The organism is Lentibacillus populi, from assembly GCA_014642895.1.
Lineage (GTDB): Bacteria > Bacillota > Bacilli > Bacillales > Amphibacillaceae > Lentibacillus_C > Lentibacillus_C populi.
This window is the reverse complement of sequence record BMJD01000012.1, coordinates 35916-53728: the sequence shown is the minus strand read 5'-3', so window position 1 is coordinate 53728 and position 17813 is coordinate 35916. Positions and strand designations below refer to the sequence as shown.

The window sequence follows — 17813 nt, the reverse complement described above, 5'->3', positions numbered from 1 at the left end:
TTAATCATCCAATTCAATTTTTCCTTTGTCGTAATGGTAAGCGAACATTCTATCCCTTTTTATGTCAACAATTGATGCTCGTGTAAAGTAGTTATCAGAGCATAATTCTACACCATATTGTTTTTCTAATGCATATAATTTTTGAGCGAACTCTTTTATTTCTTCTTTTCTCATTTGCCCCAAGTCAAATTCACTCCTTTAAAGGAAAAATATACCTCCCTGTCGAATAATGTAGACTGGAGGGAGGTGAAAAAAATGACTAAATTACATCCTGAACTACTTAAAAATATCGACAAACCCTTAGAGGATATAGCACATGATTTATCTTTGCTTCGTGTGAAAAGCAAAATGGAATCAGGACAAATATCTACTATCGGTGAAATGTTCGAAACATATGTTGATGGTGTCGATACTTTTAAACACTATTTCGATAGTGTGGAAGGATTAAAGGACTTTATTAAATCCTAAGTCAATGGGTGCACTACCCATAATGACGCCATTTACTTTCTTTAAAAGTTTACTGGCTTCACGGATTGTTAATCCTTTAAGCGCTTCGTGGATTTTGCTTTCAACCTCGGTTTCCATCGAGGTTGAATCCCATTCAAATGCTAATCTTTTCATTTCTTCTTTCATTTCTTTAATCGTTTCTTCTTTCGTTAACCCATCAGAATTAATTTCAATAATTACTTTACTCATATCATATCCTCCATTATTTTTTCAAATTATTTTCAAATCCCCACGTACATACTATTCCACGTAACAGCCACTAAACTAGTACGATCCCCAGCATCAGCAATATGTTCAATTTCATTTTCTCCTAAAGCGAGTTGTATCCAATCGGAATCATGATCCAAATCTCCGAATACCGAATAAACCTGATTACCGCGATATATTTCCGCACGTTTTTGTCCCTCAGTAGTATCAATATGCAATATCTCACCGGCAGCAACTGAACGATTAACCCTTAACCATTCGCTGGTGGTACGATTGATAATTTGCGGGTTGGTAACGGGACCTTGTATGTCAATACGAACCGGTGCCGGTACATCTCCGACATTGTACAGTAGTGTTCGGGAACCGGACATACCCAATTCAAAGGGTAACGTAAATGGTAATGTAAAATTACCAACATATGCTTGTAGTGGCTTTGATGTTTGATTTGGGTCACGCCAGTATGGGTTGGGTGCGATTAAATCAACAGTTACACGTTGGTATGTTGGCCCCCTATTTTGAGATCCGGACGGAAATTGTGGCACGCTTTCCGCAACCGGACTGATTTCATGGATGATGCCAACCCTTTCATGTTTCAATAATCCCAATCCGAACTTCGGGTTAAACACACTGCTTATAAATCGTTTCTTTGCCATTAATTCTCTTGAATCATCCGCGAGTATAACAAACGTCATATTAATCGGACGCTCTTCCAAAATCGAATCAATATACATGGCGCCATCTTGATATGGTGAGTTTTGTGTTTGTGTATCCGCCCCAACATCCCCATAACCGTCAAATGATTCAAGTAGGAAAGGGGCCCTTGATGTAATTACTGCTTCCTGTCCTCTTGCGTTTGTAAATGATATTTCCATGAATTAAAGCCCCCATTCCAATGCCATTCGTCTTAATGATTGTAGGTTTTTACGCGATATCTCCGAAGGTGACAAAGCCTTCGGACTATTGATTGTCAAGTTCTGTGTGAACTCTGTCGGTTTATTATTTTCTTTTTCGTTTGTAAATCCTAAATGATCTCCAGTTCGTTTCCATATTCTCTCTTGACTCACTCGCTTAGCCGGGTCATGACTAATAATAGATTCAGCCCATCCACCGTCGGCAATCCACGCTAATTGCTTTCTGGTGATGCCAAATGCACCATCTTTATATCCTTTGTACGGCCCGCCATTTGCCATGGATTTAATTCCAGGTGTGTTCCATGGGGTTCCATACCTTGATTTTATATAGTTTATAGCAGCAACGATATTGTGCACCGGATTCATAATGTCGTTCATGCCTTTTTTCTTATACGCGTCAAATGTTGGCTTGATAGTCTGCATTACACCCATAGATGGTGTTCCACGTCGCCAGTTACTGTCCCATTTATTAATAGTCGCTGGTCCAGTACGTCCTCCAGATTCCTTCATAGCAATTGTGGCTAATGGACCTGCCCAACTTCCCGATACTCCAGTTGCGGTAATTGCTTCTGATATCCATTTTTTTAGATTTCCGGAATAATTTCCGCTACCAAAGTCAAAAGAGTTTTTTAGCTTGTCTTTAATAAAGTCAACAGCACTTGATTTAACCTTTTTAAAAGCACCTTTAGCCATTTCAATAATAGAACCAGTACCGCTTGGCATGGAAACTCCGACTTTTTCAAGCGCAATATTCAATAATTTCCCCGGATGCTTAACGTAATCCCAAATGTTACCTGTCCATTTAGCTACTTTTTTAGCACCAGCAACTGTTTTATCCTTAGCTTTTACCGCTCCTTTTTTAATAGCAGAGCCGGTCTTTTTAGCTCCAGACTTGACTTTATTCCACGCATCAGTTCCCCATGCATATTGCGGTGTATCGAGAAGTTTTCTGGTGAATTTTGCAGCTAGGACCTGTGTGCCTTTTGGCATATCCGGTACTAATGTCGGTTTATCTGGTGATAGGTATTGTTTTCCGTCTGGTGTAGTGATTAATTCTGGACCAGCATTAGACCCTTTACCGTCACCAACGACAGCAGGTCCATCTTCTGGATGACCTTTTGTGCCATGAGCGTACCAACTGAATGCCTTAGAATTCTTTGGATCCCATCCTTTCCCCTTGTTTAATTGCTTTTCCTTTGGAACCTTTAGTTTGTTTAATACCCAGTTAACACCCGTTATTACACCGTTTACACCATTCTTTATGCCATCGACCATTTTTCTAGCGAGTGAAAGCATACCGTCTTTTAGTTTTCCAGCACCTTTTTCAAGGCCTTTTTTCATTGTTCCAGGCATGCCTTTAATCTTCTCGACCATATCCTTTACGCGGTTAAAAACAGTATCTTTAATATTTTTAAATATATTAGATACAGTAGTTTTAAAACTTTGGAACTTGTCAATCGCCCATTTAACGCCGGATTTAATCGGGTTGACAATGTGGTCCTTTATCGCATTCCACGATTTTTTCGCTATATTTTTAATTCCAGTAAAAATGCTAGACACGTTATTTTTCATATTCGTAAACCTTGATTTAATAAAGTCTACGATACTTTTTATGATCATCTTGAAAAATGAAAGTATAGCATTCCAAATTGTTGAAATGACATTTTGGATTACTTTAAAAATACTGCTTACTGTATTACGCATTGCCGTAAAACGATTTTTCACAAATTCAACAATCCATTTTATAACTCTAGAAAATAAATCTTTTATAGTTGTCCACATCGACGCTATCGGTTTACTGAATCCTTTTACAAAACCAACGACACCCTTGAGTAATTTACCCCAGAACATAAGTTGGACAAAATTCCAAATGAATTGTAATGCACCGGAAAACACCTGTTTGATGCCTTCCCACATTTTTGAAAAGTCACCGGTGAACAATCCTGAGAAAACCTTTATAATGCCCATGATCACGTTTAAAGCACCATTTATTACACCTTTTATGTTGCCCCATACGGATTTCACGATTTCAAGCACAGCCCAGAAAACGACTTTAAAAATGCCTTGTATAATTGGCAGAGATACCTTAATTACCGATACTATAGCATCTATAATCGGTTTAATGACCGCCCATATACCTTTAAAAACATTACTAACCGCCTGCAACAATTGCTGGCCGTTTGAATCCCAGAATGCTTTCATTTCAGCAAATTTGTTTTTAAAAAAATCAACAACTGCTCTTATCCCGCTTTTCACACTGTCTACAAATCCTAGAAATGATTCGTTAGTAGTTAGAAACTCTTTTACTTTCTTATAGGCATTAACAAAAGCGTCTTTCAATTTGTTGACAAAATTCCGGAATGTTTCAGATTTTTTATAGGCTATGATGAAACCTGTTACCAATGCTGCTATAATACCGATTGTTATCCCAACGGGTCCAGTCAGCAAAGTAAACGTTCTGGAAAGTAATCCTACCTTTTTTGTTCCATCCGCAGCTGTTATACTTAACAGGCCAAAAACACCTTTTGCTTTAGACAATGGTGTAATCAATGTACCTAATCCTGCAGACAATTTACCGATAATACCGCCCAATGTTCCAAGGACTACCAAAATAGGGCCTGCAGCAAGCGCTACTGCACCAAACTTCATGATCATGCTTTGCTGGGATTTACTGAGATTAGCAAACCATTGTATGGCGCTTTGGACCTTATCCACGACAAGGCTAAACATTACACCGATTTGCTTCCCTACTTTTTGTGCCCATGCCACTACTTCGTCAGACTTTAAAAATTCTATAAATTCAGCAATAGATTCTTTCGACTTTTCAAAGACACCGCCCAGTAGGTTTTCACCAATGATTCCAATGTAAGCCTTGGTGTTAGCAACCATACCTTGCCATGAATCGGAATAAGCGCTCGCCATGCCACCAGCAAAGTCCTCCATGACATCAAGGAATTGTTTAGAATTGACTTCACCAGCAGTTACCATTTTCCTGAATTCTTCCTGTGATACGCCCAAGTTTTTTGCCATAGCTTGCGCAAAACCTGGCATACCATCTTCAATCATATTCAGTTCCTGGGTCATTAATTTTCCGGATCCTTGCACACGGTTAAATATCTGGGCCATATCCCCTACTGGCCTATTAGCGCCAACTGCAGCGTCACCAACAAGTTTAATGTAGCGCTCCAATTCGGAGCCTTCTTTAACTCCAGCAGCTAATGCGCCCGCTGCAACAGAGGTACCCTCCGCCATAGTGGTCATACCGCCGTCAATGGCTTTGGTGACTTGCTTGGATATTCTGCCGACTTCTTTTGTATTGTAGCCAAGTCCTTTCAGCTGTGCTTGTGCTGAATCTAGGCCGACAAGCCTTTTCCACCCCAAGGCTGCTGTAATACCACCTATAGCAGTTGCGGCACCGGCCGCTGGCAAAGTGATTTTTTTTGTTAAGCTTTTACCAAGGGTCCCCACTTTCTGAGATGCCTGTTGTAATCCGTTTCCAAAATTGGTTAAAGTTTTGCCAACGCTGCTGAAATTGGTACTCATTTTACCAGCCGTTTTTCCACTGGAAGATTCAAGACTGTTAATATCCTTTTTAACGCCTTGAATGGCCGATTTCATCCCGCTAACTTTTGCCACAAAAGACGCTTGCAACTCCCGTATTGTTGCCATGTTTTACCTCCCTTCTATCAATGTTTGTTGTTCCAACACTTCATTCGGGTCAAAATCCCATTCGTATGTTTTAGTCGAACCTTTTTCCGGCCTGTTCTCCGGCATTAACAAACGTTCAAACTCTCTTTTGGCTTGTATAAATTTTGGGTCTGGCTTTCCTTCTTGCGGCCGTGAGAATATATTGGAAAGGTATTGGATATACATCTTGGCTTTTTCATGTTCCGCTTGTTCTCGCTCTCTTTCCAATGTCATATCCATGTATTTAAATAACTCCACAGCCGGGGCGGTGACAACCTCTTTCCGACCTCCAAGCATGTCAGAAAGCTTGAATACAAACGCTTCCGTTATGCTTGCACTGGTTCCACTGTCTGCTTCGGCTTGAGCATCGTCATAAACTTCGTCTGCGCCTTCGTGAGCGCCAAAGACTTTTTTGCCCGTTTAATTAGTTGATCGATGTCGTTTACTTGAATGATAGCGTCATAGATGTCGAACACATCCATTGCTTTTTGCTGAACGAAAGTCTCATAGTCAATGCCCGATAGAATCGACAAAAGTTCCAACGCTTTATCCGGAATTTCCATCAGCAGGACATCTAAAGCACCGATTGCATTTGCGATTATGCGTTGGCCAAACTCACTTTCTGCAGCTTTATCTTCGTCCGCTTTTTGGGATTCATCGAAAACATCCACTAATAGTGCTTGCAAGTTCTGGTCTTTCTGTGCAATGTCAAAAATCTCTTTGATTTTTTTAATGGCTTTCGTGATTTGTATAATGTTCATTTCTTCTATGTCGTGTTGTACCGTTGTTATCGATTCGTCCTCTTTTATTTTTAAATTAACTTTCATTTTAATTAGTACCTCCCGATTGATTTATATATAAAAAGAGCAGGGTAACCCCTACTCTTGGCTAATCAACGCTTTTAATGCTGTAACTTCATCCTCCGTAAATTGTGGCTCTGCATCTTTTCCGGGGTCTCCCTTTGGACCTTTTAATGATGCAAGCCATTCTTGTTCGGTACCTTTAAAACCATTTTTGACAGCTACTTGATATGCAGAGTCCCCGTTATCGCCTTTATCTCCCTTGATACTTTCTACACCGCTAAGCGCGACAGGCATAGGTGCATCGGTAGAAATAGCTACAGGATTCCCATCCGCATCATAGTATTGCGGAAGTCCTACTTTAGCGCCGTAGATTTCCGTATATAAAATGTCTTTATCTGATTTTGGCATTAAAAAATTCCTCCTTAACTTAAATTACGCCATTCAATCGTCTTCAAAAACAACCGCTGTCGAGGGCTGTATTGACTGAATGACGTCTACTCCTTTGGGGGTTCTTGTCCATTTCCTTGGTCGTCTTCTTCAGTATGCGGATCAACTGCACCACGGTAGAAGAAGTTACCATCATCACTAGCGTCAAACCCTTCACGCGGCATCATTGCAAGTGTAATCGTTACGTTACCCTGTTCGGCGTTATATTCACGCTCAAATCCTTCTGTAGATGCCATATTGTAGATCGTCCAGTCCATGTCTTTGACACTGTCAGGAAGAATCCTCGGGTGAATACGAACTTGGCGACCTGTTAATTTTGTTCCAATTTTCGCGTCCGTTGCGCCTTCTTCGCCGCCATCAGGGTTTTTTACTGGTACAGTGGAGGCGAGTGCAAGTTCAAGAATGTTTACGTCCTCTTGCCCCGCAACGATTGAAACTTCACCTTCCCAACCGGATAGACGACGTTCTACAATTGTTTCACCAAAATCAGCAAATTGGAATTCTGTATATTGTGGTGTTAAGTTCAACGAACCGCCTTCTGCCTGGAGATAATCTTTACCGTCAAACTTAATCTGATCTTCACCTTCACCAACGTAAATGTCGGCTACACCAAAGATGTATTCTTTGTTCTCAGCCATTTATATTTCCTCCTTCAATTCCCTTAAAGTAACGTCAAAATTGACGCTGTATTCCATAATTCCGTCATTGCCTCCGATGCGCAAAGGATCACTTGCAGCCATAACAAAAAGGACAAGGTAATGTTTTTTTAACACTACTTGTCCATTTTTTTCGTACTCAACAGAAACCCTAAAATTGCTTTTCTTATGCAGCTGTTGATATGCCATTTCGGCAGCTAGTTTTGCATAATCCCAGTCAGATGATCTTATCCATACCTGATAACAGGGGTAACGGTATTCTGTGTCGTATCTGTCTGGTTGACTACTACTTGTCGCATAAACGGTTCCTGTATTGTCATCGGCATAATAATAGTCTACTGTCCACGTAAGACCAGGAACGACTGTTTGCAGTTCCTTCATCAATTCATACTGAATCATTTATCTGCCTCCAGTATGCGTTCTAATGCTCGTGCATTCATTTTGTCGTAGTCCGGTTCTATGGCCTTGATTGCGTTTTCCATGTATTTTGGTCCCGGTTGATACCCACGCCATGCAGGTTTTGCTAATGTGCCTGGTCCTCTGCCCGGTTCTTCATGCCGTCTAAGAGCATAAATAACGTTGGTACCGCCACGGACAACGATATCGCTTCCTTCTTTTGTTGCTTTATCAAAGTTGATGGAATCTTCAAGTGTTCCTTCATCATGATGGACAAGTGCTTTTGTGCCTTCTTCAGCCAACATGCCGAATTTGGTCATTTCGTCTATGATGATTTCCTCTGATTTATTGTCCATCTTGTCTAGCAATTCCACGAACTCGTCTAAGCCTTCCCATTCGATTTCGAAAATATCGCCTTTAGCCATCGACAAACACCGTCCTATAGTAGACTTTGCTACCTGCTAGATTCGTAGCTTCATCTTTTGCAACGATAGTGCCACGTCCTTTATCACCGGCCATAGTCTTATAATCTAGTTCGGTACCATTGTCCGGATTAAAGCCACTCGGGAGATCGATTTCTAAGTTGACTTGTCGTTCCCTGCCTTTTGCATCACGTACCAATTGCGACTTAAATTGCACACGTGCTTTTGAGTCAATCTGCTTCGTTTTCGGCTTGCCATACTTATCGGTAATTGGTTGCCCGTTCTCGTCCAAAATAGGCACGTTTGCGGTTACTTTCTGTCTCATGGGTGGCTTCATATCAAACGCCCCACTTTTGCTTTAGGAACAGGCTCTAATAATTGGATTACAGCTGGTGCAATCTCCGTTCCTTCAAATGTTACAGATACACCTTTCACGCTGTAAGATTTCACACCTTGGCGCTTTAGTTTGGCATATTCCTCTTCTTCACCTTCGAGCATATATAGGACTTGTAAGGCAACCGCACGATCTGTGATATCATCCTCTTTAAAATTGTCTTTCAACAGTTCATGAGCCACGAATATGATTTTTTCTTGATCTTCTTTAACCAACTCTTTATATAGCTCGTTGCCATACATACGATCAAGATAACCTTTAATAGATTCATTAGTAATCATGTTGATCACTCCATAAATGAAATGAGCGCCTATTTAGACGCTCATAATTACAATCGATTGCGGCCGTTGAATTGCCGGGAATACCGTTTCGCCAATAAAAATAGCTTGACTTGGTGGGTTGGTTTCCTTGATTTCTGTAACCGAATAGATACCAGATTGATAGTTCTTTTCAACGGTAGGACCTAGGTATGTCTTACCTAATTCCTCACCCAAGAACACAACTTTATTATCATCCAACAACTGTACTTCGCCATTGCCGTATACATCCACAACATCGTCATTGATTTCATATGGGGGTAAACCCAAGGACGTAAGCACGTTGGAAATATCATTCTTAGTTAGCAAGCGTTGGCCGTTATCCGTTCCATACACTTGTGTGCGGATTTGCTCATTATTTAACAGATGCGCTTCCGTTACACTAGTCATATGCATTACACGTGGCTTTTGACGTTTATTTTCTTTTTGGTATTGTTTAACCGCTTCCCGGATGTCTTCAAGTGGTGTGGATTTAGGGTCAGACCATTTTGTTTTGACGTTGATCTTATTTCCCTTCGGTATGTCATATTCAACATTCAAATGAATATCGTTTTCATCATCGTCATATTTAAGCACTCCGTTATAAACCGCTTGTGCGCGCATGTATTCTTCAATATCATAAACACCTTGAATAAGATCGTCTGTGGTGTCATAAACATAATCAATCGCTTGGTTCTTTTCCTCGTTGTCACGCGGACGGTTGAAACGCAGTAGTTCTTCCTCGTCCAATCGTGTTCCGTGTTGTACTTTTGCGACGGAACCAAAAGCCTTTTGCAAGTCCTTTTTGTCGCGTAATGGGGCGGATGCATTAAATCCAGTAATGCTTGCAGCTTGTCCGTATTTACCATTAATCACATTGTAGGAAAAGTTAATATCCTTGATTGGTTTATTCGGCAAAACGTTTCGCAATTTATATTCTTTGGCTACTGGTACGTTTTCCACATAGCCTTGAAATTCTTCTCCTTGAAATTCTTTTAAATGTAATGGCATAAATTATTCCTCCTTCTTACGCATCAAAGCGCAAATATCCTTTTACTGCATTTTTAAATCCTTCTGTAACACCAGTGCATTTATTTTCTAGTGGGTGCCCAGCTACAAGTACACCGACAATCGGATTAGAACCCTCCACGACTTTTACATCATGAGAAGTCAAACCAGCGCCCTCGCGTGCTTCTGTATTTCCATCTTCATCTGTTTTAGGGTCAGTCCACGGAACGTATAACCCGTCGGCACCTTTATAAACGGCAGTACCGGCTTTTACGTACTCACCAGTCGTAAATTTTGAAGCATCAAGTGTTGCGCCACCTGTTTTATATTCAGTGCCTACATTGTTGCGTAAAAACTCTTTGCCACTAACAATATCGATCTTCGTTGGCTGTAAATTCATTTATTTTTCCTCCTTTTTATGTCGTTCAAGTGCCCTTTGACGACCTGCTTCCCTTGGATCGACTTTCTTTTTCCTGTTTCCTTTTTGCCGGGAACCAGGTACAAAAGATGATTTCTTTTTCTTCTTAACCGATTCGTCCTCTTCCTCGTCATCATCAACAGCACCAAAATACTCCGGAAATTCTTCTTCCAATTCCTCGAATAAATCGTCAAGGTTTTCCGGTTCCCCATCTTCATCCAGTTCGATGTCATCAACGTTGATCAGACGTGCCAATAATCTAGGATTGACCTGGTTGTCCACTGCATACTCTTTGACCATCGCCCGCTTTTCCTTACGTTCTGCACGTTCGATGCGCTTTTCTTTTTCGGACAATTGATTTTTGAGCGACTCAAGTTCATCGTCATCATCCTTATCCTGCTTGTCTTTTTTCTTACCAGCCTGCTCTTTGAGTCGGCGATACTCTTCCGGATCCACGTCGTTGTACTTCTTCATTCGTTTGGACAGTTGTTCCTTCATCTTCTTTTGATATTGCTTTTTGAATTCCTTATCCTTGAGCAATTCATCCAAATCTGGAACGCCGTCATCGTCCTCGTCATCATCTGAACCTTCTTTATTATCGTCTGTATCATCTTCGTCATTAGAGCTATCACCTTCGTCAGCAAAGAATTGCAGATTCAATTTCAAAGGTTCAACCTCTTTCGTTATCGTAGAAAGATCACACTTAAATAATGAGATAAACCATGTAATTAATCGTTGTAGCATTTCAATATCCTTCCTCTGCTTAGGTGCAGGAACCGTTACTCATAATTGTTCTTTAACGCCTTCAATTATGGAAAAAAGGCATAATAAAAGCACATCGGCAACCATTTCAATACGATGTGCGCCCTGCCCACTGACTTCAAATTGCAGGATTCCATTTTAAACCTAATTAATCTTTTGCAGGATACGTCAAACTAACGTTAAGTCCAATCGAACCGTCGTCATACTTTGTATTATCAATTTGTACAATTTCTAATTCCTCTGGATTGACGTTCTGTAGCAATTCAATAGCATGTTTCAACATTACCTCGTTTTTCATGCTACTCACCTCCTGTTATTTTTTAATAGATTTCAGCGTATCCTGGTAATCTTGTATCAACTTATTGTAATTATCTGTGTTAGCGCGCTTCATCCGTTTGAAAGCCCCCAGATTAGCAGGAGCATCGTCACCGAGTACCCCTTTAATATCTGCATAACGCTTCTTCTCATAATTATTGATACGATTTAAGCGCTGTTGCTCTTCGTAAGCTTTCTTTTGTGCCACTGTCCGCGTGTCTTTATTGGGATCAAATGATTTCCATTTTTTCTTGGCATCCTCTATTTCTTTATCCGTCTTGTGTTCAATCACATACGGACGGACAGAACCTCTACAATTTGCATGGCGTGGTGGTAATGGTGCTTCTTCTGTAGTCGGAAACCCTTCGTGTTTACCAGTTAAACTAACCACAATACCGTTGTATTTGGCACATTCGGCACATCCATCACTGCGTTCGAATATCTCAACTAAGCCAACGCCGTTCTCTAAATAGCGATTATTAGCACCTTGCACATTGGCGCTTTTTAGATTGGTTCTTGTCACAACCTCACTATAAAAATCCAATGGCAGTTTCTTTCCATCAACGGTTGTAAAAGATGTCATACCTTCCTTTGCAAAGGATTCAGCTACTCTTTTAGTGATAACCTTTCTGGATTTACCTTGAATTATTCCACTTTGCAAATCTCTTTTAACTGATGTCAGTGCTGCCTCAATTGATGCATTGGTATTCTTTCTTGCTGTTCGAATAGCCGCTTTCAAATCTAGCATAGTGTTATCTGTTATTTCTGCTATAGCTGCTAGATGTACGTGATTATTAAATGCAGATGAAACTTGACCGCTACCAGATATACTGGCGGCAAGTCCGTTTGTTGGATTGATACCGGCGCCACTTAGCGCCTTTGTGGCTTCGTCTACACCCTCTAAATATGCCTTTAATGATTCAGCAGGGATAACATCCTCAACAGCTATATCAAGCCTGGAAAACATATTATCTATGGTTTGTAGCGTTTGCTGTGCATTCTTATCGTTCGCAAGATTGGTATTCTGCAATAATTCCAGAATTTCTAGTTTTAATACCTTGGTTATTTCTAGTAACTGTTCACTATTCATTCTTCATCATCCTGTATAGGATTGCCGTTCTCATACCGATTACCCATAAATTGTTGTAACGTTTGCCTTCCTCTCAAAAGAGAAAAGCTATCATCATTCGAACGTTCAGCTTCAACCCGCGCCAGTTCTTCCTGTATCCATTCCTCGGATGCATTCGGGTTATTACGTCTAATTGTCGTTTCAAGCGACTGTGTTTCCGATTCGAAAGCCATGTTATTTTCCTCGATAAGTTCTTTCCTGCTAATTGGTATCATGGACTTAAGCGTAATTTCTGGTTCCTCAATTACAACAGCCGGATCATTATAATTGGCAAGCCACAACGCACTTTCAATCAACTGCTGCAGGAAATAGATGTATTCGCTTTGTATTTGCTCTGCTTTGATTAACGACGTAAACAGGTCGTAGAACTTTGCTACACCAGATTGGGCGCTAGTTCCACTGTTATCCATATAAAAATCAATTACCTTCTCTGATGTCTTAGTTTCCATGAGCATGAGTTTCATCAAGTCTTTAACCCACTGGATATCGCCTATTTTTGTAATGTCAATTTGAATTACTTCCATAGCCTTCCCTTGATCATCAAATGTGGTGATCTCTAAATCCCTATGATCAATACGGCCACGTTCTCCGTAACGTTCTTCCGCCTTTTCCTCTAATGCCACCATGATCTCTTTAGAGACAGCAATACGCGGCTTACCATTACGCTCAAACGTGATTGCATTTCTGGTAAGCGTCCAATTTACTTCATCTTGTTTGCCATCCTGTCCTTTCAAACAGGAAGAACCCAACGGATTCATAAATGTCTTTTCATTCGGCCAATAAATAATAAAAGGCCTACCCCGACCTGGGTAAACCTTTTCTAATTCCTTCATTCCTAATAATTCCTTAGCTTCATCGTCTGGAACTTCTTCTGTTTTGCGTGATTCATTCAGTAAATAAAGCATGTGACTGGTATATAAATCACCATCTATCACTTGTTCCCGATACACATGCAAGTATTCCTGCTCGTCTATTTCGATCTCATAAGCCAAATCAGCACCCATACCATCTTCATGGGGGTAATACACGTCACGAGCTTTAAATTCTAACCGTAGCCCCCTCTCATCCATCCACGGAACGCCTACAAGGCCACCATCTACTTGCTGTTGTAGGATATTTCCCCAATGCTCAAATGCAAGGTTGCTATTCTTTTGTATCTGATCGATCACTTCCTGCTGCACATGAATGATCTTGCTTACATCACCCCGCGGCTCGTCCACTATTTCATCTGTGTCAGCATTAATTTCACCAGCTTGAAAATCATCAGGAGATAAGGACGATTGTATATTACCAATAGATCGGCTTACAAGCATGGCCGGTATTTCCGGTATTAGTTTGCATATATTAGCGACAATGTACGGTGTTTTAACGTTTTGCGCTTGTTGTGTACCGTACATAATGTTGTCGATGATCTCACCTTTTTCAATTAGGTTTTTCGCCCGCGGGAATATTTCCGAATGCTTTCCCTCGTAGAGATCACGATAATAAAAGATATGGCCATGTACTTTTTTAATTGTATCTTCATCAAATTTCGTCCAATTTGGCATGGGTTCACCTTCTTTCTACCATACGTTAATACTGCTTATTCCTGCTTTAGGGGCAAATATTATAGTGTTAACAAAGTACCTGTCTGAATCCATAAGATGATCAAATTGCTTAATAGGCTTATCCTCGCCTCTTTCAGATGCTTTTGTGTCCCAAACATAAGAAGAAAACTCCCTAAATGTTTCTTTGCAGCAATCGTTATATAAAATCATCATTTCACTAAGAGCCGTCTGTACATTGCGGATGCCGTCCAACACATCATTCTTTGCTTTAATAACATAAAATCCATCTTTTCTTAACTGAGCAATAAAACTTGCAGCCGACGGATCCACAATAATCCCTTTTACCCGTATTCCTTTAATAAATTCCTTCAAGTCTTTACTGTACTCAACATCTGTTTTCTGCTTTGTGGAATTGCGGCCATCATAGAAATACTCCTTCACTTTGTACCATGTCTTACCCGATTTCCCCCACAACCCAAATGTAGTAGGGTTTTGAGTACCATAGTCGATAGACACATAATAATCCGTATATCTTCGTCCCTCAGTTTTTACAACATGCTTGTCCTTATCGAACATGTCATAAATAACGCCTTCTGCAAGCACCCATAGACCTAATATGAACCGCTTGTAGAAAACACCTGTAAACATCCTTTTATAACGATTAATAACCCTTGCGGATAATGAAGGGTTGTCGTCCATAGTAAAGTGCAATCGTATGAGGTTTTTTTCTTCCAGGTTATCGATGTAATTCTCTTTAAACCAATGATATGGGCTTGCAGGGTTGCAGTTATACCAATACTTTGAGCCATCAACAGAGCAACGAGCTTCTGCCTGACTAACAAATGATTCCGGCATTAATGCAACTTCATCAAAGAACATTCCGGCCAGCGTAATCCCCTGTATCAAGTCTTGGGAGCTTTCGTCTTTACCGCCAAAGATGTAAAAGTAATTCGTTCTTCCTCGGAATGAAACGGTGAGGTAGTTATCTGCCCGATGATCTTTAACCTTATATCCCCTTGATTTAAGCATTCTCTTTAATGGAGTAATGACATTACGTCTTAATGCTCCTATTGTCTTTCCGGCCATACCAAGGTTTTCTTCATTAAAATTCTCCATGCCCCACATAACATAGGAAAGAGACATGACAACCGTTTTCCCGGCGCGAACGGATCCATCACAGATGATGCCATCTTTTTCTATTACAGGAGAATTAGGATGCCACCAAGTTAAAACCTTCTTTTGTTTGGTAGAAAATGATTTAAATTTAAATAGCGCTGGTTTAAGCTTCTTCGGTGCTTCCATCTGCATCATCGTTCCACACCTCCACTGCATCACCTAAAGCTTCAATGAATCCGTCATCTTCGTAATCATCCATGGTTTCGCCGGATAATCTAGTGATTTCTACCTTGGTTTTCTCGGTGTTTGCCTTCATCTGTTCTAATTTCAATGACTGTTCCCCATAAGACTTGGCGATATCGTGTTTTTGCTTAATGGCCTTCACCAGCTGATTGGTTATCCGAGTCAAGGCATCTTCTATATTCATGATGTCATCGATTTTCCGGTACTGTGTTTCCTCAATCTCCGTTACAACCAATGCAGAAGTTTTTACCGGTACCTTTACTTGGACTCCATCTTTTTCGATCACATGAACATCCTTGGAATCTTTCAATTCCTGCAGCACCCTTTTTTCCGGTTCGGTCAATCCACCTTCTAAATTCTTAATCCGTTTCATCATTCGCCGCTGTCGAATGGATAGTTCCCTGATAGTAATATCAATTTGATAAAGTGGATCTGTTTCGACGGTTTCAAATAGTTCCTTCTCATCATCGTCCAAATAGTCCCACATGAGCGTTTCATATTCTCCGGTGGTGACAGCGTTCTTATTCCCTGGCGGTGGCTTACCACCCTTGTTACCTATTGCGTTATGGTTTCCGAACGGAGCTCCTCCGCCCTTGTTCCCTTTTGCATTTTGACTTCCTTTAGGAGCACCACGTTTAGGAGCGCTCCTATTCGATTTAAGAGCGCTCCCTTTTAAGTCATCATCCCATTTATCTTGTGATTTCCATTTACGGATAGTGCTTGCAGACACTCCAATTTTTTTAGCAATGTCAACAAGTTTTATTTCCTTACCGCTGTCTAACCATAATTTCTTTGCTTCATCCCGTCTTGGGTCACGTGGTCTAGGCATCTACATCATCACCCACCTCCGACACTCCATTAAGTTTGAGTTCGTTTTTACAAATCATCTTTTTGTAATTCTAGGTCAACCTCAATAAGTTTCTTCAAATCGTCCACCGTAGTAATTTTAATCTTACCGTTTTGAAAGTCTTTCACCCATTGGGCTATGCCTGCTTTAATTATTTTTCTGTACCTTTCTTTTGAATCAAGTATTCCACTAACCATCTGTGCTTCATGCTCTAACAACAGATCATTACTAGAACATTCGTTTGCCTTTTCCATTGCCTTACACCGACCTCTCAACTATAATTGAGGTGAGATAGTGGCTATTGTCATCTGTGGCCACAGGTTTCCACTATCTCTGCCGGTGTTTCGGCACTCTACGGGAGGGAGGTGTTCCAGAACCTCTCTCTTTCTTTTTAACTATTTAATAAAACGGGATTCACACCCGTACTTTCATAAAATCGTTTTTTAATAACATCACAAAAGATAGGGTCAAGTTCCAAGGTTCGGCACTCCCTGTCTGTTTGCTCACAGGTCATTAATGTAGAGCCGCTACCTCCGAATAAATCAACCACAATATCTTTCTTCTTGCTACTGTTTTTTAATGGAATAGCAATCAAATCCAATGGTTTTTGAGTAGGATGAACGTATTTGTTTACATTACCTCGACCAATTTCCCAAACGGTGGATGGCTCCGGTAATTCTTCTTTTAAACCAGATCTCCAAACAGTGGATTGCTTTCTATCTCCATGCCAAGAAGGTGATTTCCCTTTCTTGTATGCATAAAAAACAGGCTCATGTTGCCATCTATACTGTGACCAACCGAAAGAAGGATAATTTTTCACCCAAATACATTGAGAACGAACTACAATACCGTGTCTATTCATGGCATTTTCGAATTCCCTTTGATATGAGGAGCCATGGAATACATAAATTGCTGCCGTATCTTTCATCAGATGAACATAGCTTTTAAATACACCGTCTAAGAAACTATCAAATTCTTTTGTTGACATATCATCATTCATAATGGAATCACGTCCAGAATTGCTTAATTGCTTTGATTCGCTCGTTACCGCTACATTGTATGGCGGATCCGTAATGACAAGGTCCGCTTTATCCTCGCCCATCAGTTTGTCGATATCCTTTAATTTTGTAGCATCACCACAAACCAGCAAATGACGACCGAGCTTCCAGACATCCCCATATTCTGTCTCTGGTTCCGTGATATTTTCAACCGCTGCATCTACATCGAAATTATCATCTTCAACAGGATCATTAATTTCGGTATCAGATGGAAGCCCACCTATTAATTCGTTCAATTCATTCTGTTCAAATCCGGTTATTTCAAATCCTAATGGGGTATCAGATAATTCTCGGAGCAATTCTGCCAGCTTTTCATCATCCCATCCTCCGCTAACCTTATTTAATGCGATATTCAGCGCCTTTTCCTTCGTAATGTCCATATCCACAACCGAAACATCAACGGATGTAACGCCCTGATCCAATAATATTTTTAAACGCTGATGACCACCAACCAAATTACCAGTTCTCTTATTCCATACAAGAGGCTCAACATATCCAAATTCATGTATTGACTGTTTTAATTTCTCATATTCTTTATCTCCAGGTTGCAAATCTAATCTAGGATTATATTCCACCGGGATTAAATCATCTATTTTTCTATTTTCTATTCTCATTATCTGTATCACCTCGTTGTGCTAATTGCT

Annotated in this window: 23 protein-coding genes; 1 reads left to right on the top strand and 22 read right to left on the bottom strand. The window is 40.4% G+C overall.

All coding sequences use genetic code 11. The features are described from left to right. Positions 1–183 (bottom strand): hypothetical protein, encoded by a 183-nt coding sequence (locus IEX12_RS09620; RefSeq protein WP_188725037.1) that lies wholly within the window; start codon positions 181–183, stop codon positions 1–3. A 72-nt stretch (positions 184–255) separates the two neighbouring features. On the opposite strand from IEX12_RS09620, the gene IEX12_RS09615 reads away from it, so the two are divergent. Next, complete coding sequence (locus IEX12_RS09615; protein WP_188725036.1) at positions 256–468, top strand: hypothetical protein; 213 nt, start codon at positions 256–258, stop codon at positions 466–468. On the opposite strand, the gene IEX12_RS09610 is transcribed toward IEX12_RS09615, so the two are convergent. The 21 genes from IEX12_RS09610 to IEX12_RS09510 form a co-directional block, all read right to left on the bottom strand. Further along, positions 445–696 (bottom strand): hypothetical protein, encoded by a 252-nt coding sequence (locus IEX12_RS09610; protein WP_188725035.1) that lies wholly within the window; start codon positions 694–696, stop codon positions 445–447. The genes IEX12_RS09615 and IEX12_RS09610 overlap by 24 nt on opposite strands. Positions 697–728: 32 nt before the next feature. Beyond that, positions 729–1586 carry a phage tail family protein gene (locus tag IEX12_RS09605; protein WP_188725034.1) on the bottom strand — a complete coding sequence of 286 codons (858 nt, stop codon included), beginning with the start codon at positions 1584–1586 and terminating at the stop codon, positions 729–731. A 3-nt stretch (positions 1587–1589) separates the two neighbouring features. Beyond that, positions 1590–5294, bottom strand: a complete 3705-nt coding sequence (locus IEX12_RS09600) for a tape measure protein (protein WP_188725033.1) — start codon at positions 5292–5294, stop codon at positions 1590–1592. Positions 5295–5297: 3 nt separating this feature from the next. Then, positions 5298–5552, bottom strand: coding sequence for a hypothetical protein (locus IEX12_RS09595; RefSeq protein WP_155554580.1), 255 nt, complete (start codon positions 5550–5552; stop codon positions 5298–5300). An 86-nt stretch (positions 5553–5638) separates the two neighbouring features. Next, positions 5639–6139 (bottom strand): hypothetical protein, encoded by a 501-nt coding sequence (locus IEX12_RS09590; RefSeq protein WP_188725032.1) that lies wholly within the window; start codon positions 6137–6139, stop codon positions 5639–5641. Between the two features lie 51 nt (positions 6140–6190). Next, positions 6191–6523, bottom strand: a complete 333-nt coding sequence (locus IEX12_RS09585) for a hypothetical protein (RefSeq protein ID WP_155554578.1) — start codon at positions 6521–6523, stop codon at positions 6191–6193. Between the two features lie 86 nt (positions 6524–6609). After that, positions 6610–7200, bottom strand: coding sequence for a hypothetical protein (locus tag IEX12_RS09580; protein ID WP_188725031.1), 591 nt, complete (start codon positions 7198–7200; stop codon positions 6610–6612). Continuing rightward, complete coding sequence (locus IEX12_RS09575; protein ID WP_188725030.1) at positions 7201–7617, bottom strand: phage tail terminator protein; 417 nt, start codon at positions 7615–7617, stop codon at positions 7201–7203. Next, complete coding sequence (locus IEX12_RS09570) at positions 7614–8039, bottom strand: HK97 gp10 family phage protein (RefSeq protein WP_188725029.1); 426 nt, start codon at positions 8037–8039, stop codon at positions 7614–7616. Before IEX12_RS09570 ends, IEX12_RS09575 begins: the two co-directional genes overlap by 4 nt. Continuing rightward, positions 8032–8373 carry a hypothetical protein gene (locus tag IEX12_RS09565; RefSeq protein WP_188725028.1) on the bottom strand — a complete coding sequence of 114 codons (342 nt, stop codon included), beginning with the start codon at positions 8371–8373 and terminating at the stop codon, positions 8032–8034. The genes IEX12_RS09570 and IEX12_RS09565 overlap by 8 nt, the downstream gene beginning before the upstream one ends. Beyond that, entirely contained in the window at positions 8370–8711 is a 342-nt protein-coding gene (locus tag IEX12_RS09560; RefSeq protein ID WP_286171056.1) for a hypothetical protein, read from the bottom strand. Before IEX12_RS09560 ends, IEX12_RS09565 begins: the two co-directional genes overlap by 4 nt. Positions 8712–8744: 33 nt before the next feature. After that, positions 8745–9737 carry a major capsid protein gene (locus IEX12_RS09555; protein WP_188725027.1) on the bottom strand — a complete coding sequence of 331 codons (993 nt, stop codon included), beginning with the start codon at positions 9735–9737 and terminating at the stop codon, positions 8745–8747. Positions 9738–9753: 16 nt separating this feature from the next. Next, positions 9754–10134, bottom strand: coding sequence for a hypothetical protein (locus tag IEX12_RS09550; RefSeq protein ID WP_188725026.1), 381 nt, complete (start codon positions 10132–10134; stop codon positions 9754–9756). Then, the gene (locus IEX12_RS09545) at positions 10135–10896 is read right to left on the bottom strand and encodes a hypothetical protein (RefSeq protein WP_188725025.1); all 762 of its coding nucleotides are present in this window, start codon (positions 10894–10896) and stop codon (positions 10135–10137) included. 166 nt (positions 10897–11062) lie between these two features. After that, entirely contained in the window at positions 11063–11212 is a 150-nt protein-coding gene (locus tag IEX12_RS09540; RefSeq protein WP_188725024.1) for a hypothetical protein, read from the bottom strand. A gap of 15 nt (positions 11213–11227) precedes the next feature. Then, positions 11228–12319: a phage minor capsid protein gene (locus tag IEX12_RS09535; protein ID WP_188725023.1), complete on the bottom strand. Its 1092-nt coding sequence runs from the start codon at positions 12317–12319 to the stop codon at positions 11228–11230. Beyond that, positions 12316–13905, bottom strand: coding sequence for a hypothetical protein (locus IEX12_RS09530; protein ID WP_188725022.1), 1590 nt, complete (start codon positions 13903–13905; stop codon positions 12316–12318). Before IEX12_RS09530 ends, IEX12_RS09535 begins: the two co-directional genes overlap by 4 nt. 15 nt (positions 13906–13920) lie before the next feature. Then, complete coding sequence (locus IEX12_RS09525; protein WP_371871293.1) at positions 13921–15216, bottom strand: PBSX family phage terminase large subunit; 1296 nt, start codon at positions 15214–15216, stop codon at positions 13921–13923. Beyond that, the gene (terS, locus tag IEX12_RS09520; RefSeq protein ID WP_188725021.1) at positions 15185–16093 is read right to left on the bottom strand and encodes a phage terminase small subunit; all 909 of its coding nucleotides are present in this window, start codon (positions 16091–16093) and stop codon (positions 15185–15187) included. The genes IEX12_RS09525 and terS overlap by 32 nt, the downstream gene beginning before the upstream one ends. A 47-nt stretch (positions 16094–16140) precedes the next feature. Next, on the bottom strand, positions 16141–16365 hold the full coding sequence (locus IEX12_RS09515; protein ID WP_188725020.1) for a hypothetical protein: 225 nt from the start codon (positions 16363–16365) through the stop codon (positions 16141–16143). Between the two features lie 137 nt (positions 16366–16502). Continuing rightward, complete coding sequence (locus tag IEX12_RS09510) at positions 16503–17783, bottom strand: site-specific DNA-methyltransferase (protein WP_188725019.1); 1281 nt, start codon at positions 17781–17783, stop codon at positions 16503–16505. Between the last annotated feature and the right edge of the window lie 30 nt (positions 17784–17813).

Coding starts and splice junctions, on each gene's coding strand:
- IEX12_RS09560 (WP_286171056.1), bottom strand. CDS start 8,711: ATGATTACTAATGAATCTATTAAAGGTTATCTTGATCGTATGTATGGC.
- IEX12_RS09530 (WP_188725022.1), bottom strand. CDS start 13,905: ATGCCAAATTGGACGAAATTTGATGAAGATACAATTAAAAAAGTACAT.
- IEX12_RS09570 (WP_188725029.1), bottom strand. CDS start 8,039: ATGGCTAAAGGCGATATTTTCGAAATCGAATGGGAAGGCTTAGACGAG.
- IEX12_RS09600 (WP_188725033.1), bottom strand. CDS start 5,294: ATGGCAACAATACGGGAGTTGCAAGCGTCTTTTGTGGCAAAAGTTAGC.
- IEX12_RS09610 (WP_188725035.1), bottom strand. CDS start 696: ATGAGTAAAGTAATTATTGAAATTAATTCTGATGGGTTAACGAAAGAA.
- IEX12_RS09595 (WP_155554580.1), bottom strand. CDS start 5,552: ATGGATATGACATTGGAAAGAGAGCGAGAACAAGCGGAACATGAAAAA.
- IEX12_RS09525 (WP_371871293.1), bottom strand. CDS start 15,216: ATGATGCAGATGGAAGCACCGAAGAAGCTTAAACCAGCGCTATTTAAA.
- terS (WP_188725021.1), bottom strand. CDS start 16,093: ATGCCTAGACCACGTGACCCAAGACGGGATGAAGCAAAGAAATTATGG.
- IEX12_RS09605 (WP_188725034.1), bottom strand. CDS start 1,586: ATGGAAATATCATTTACAAACGCAAGAGGACAGGAAGCAGTAATTACA.
- IEX12_RS09580 (WP_188725031.1), bottom strand. CDS start 7,200: ATGGCTGAGAACAAAGAATACATCTTTGGTGTAGCCGACATTTACGTT.
- IEX12_RS09510 (WP_188725019.1), bottom strand. CDS start 17,783: ATGAGAATAGAAAATAGAAAAATAGATGATTTAATCCCGGTGGAATAT.
- IEX12_RS09615 (WP_188725036.1), top strand. CDS start 256: ATGACTAAATTACATCCTGAACTACTTAAAAATATCGACAAACCCTTA.
- IEX12_RS09550 (WP_188725026.1), bottom strand. CDS start 10,134: ATGAATTTACAGCCAACGAAGATCGATATTGTTAGTGGCAAAGAGTTT.
- IEX12_RS09590 (WP_188725032.1), bottom strand. CDS start 6,139: ATGAAAGTTAATTTAAAAATAAAAGAGGACGAATCGATAACAACGGTA.
- IEX12_RS09535 (WP_188725023.1), bottom strand. CDS start 12,319: ATGAATAGTGAACAGTTACTAGAAATAACCAAGGTATTAAAACTAGAA.
- IEX12_RS09565 (WP_188725028.1), bottom strand. CDS start 8,373: ATGAAGCCACCCATGAGACAGAAAGTAACCGCAAACGTGCCTATTTTG.
- IEX12_RS09540 (WP_188725024.1), bottom strand. CDS start 11,212: ATGAAAAACGAGGTAATGTTGAAACATGCTATTGAATTGCTACAGAAC.
- IEX12_RS09575 (WP_188725030.1), bottom strand. CDS start 7,617: ATGATTCAGTATGAATTGATGAAGGAACTGCAAACAGTCGTTCCTGGT.
- IEX12_RS09585 (WP_155554578.1), bottom strand. CDS start 6,523: ATGCCAAAATCAGATAAAGACATTTTATATACGGAAATCTACGGCGCT.
- IEX12_RS09515 (WP_188725020.1), bottom strand. CDS start 16,365: ATGGAAAAGGCAAACGAATGTTCTAGTAATGATCTGTTGTTAGAGCAT.
- IEX12_RS09545 (WP_188725025.1), bottom strand. CDS start 10,896: ATGCTACAACGATTAATTACATGGTTTATCTCATTATTTAAGTGTGAT.
- IEX12_RS09555 (WP_188725027.1), bottom strand. CDS start 9,737: ATGCCATTACATTTAAAAGAATTTCAAGGAGAAGAATTTCAAGGCTAT.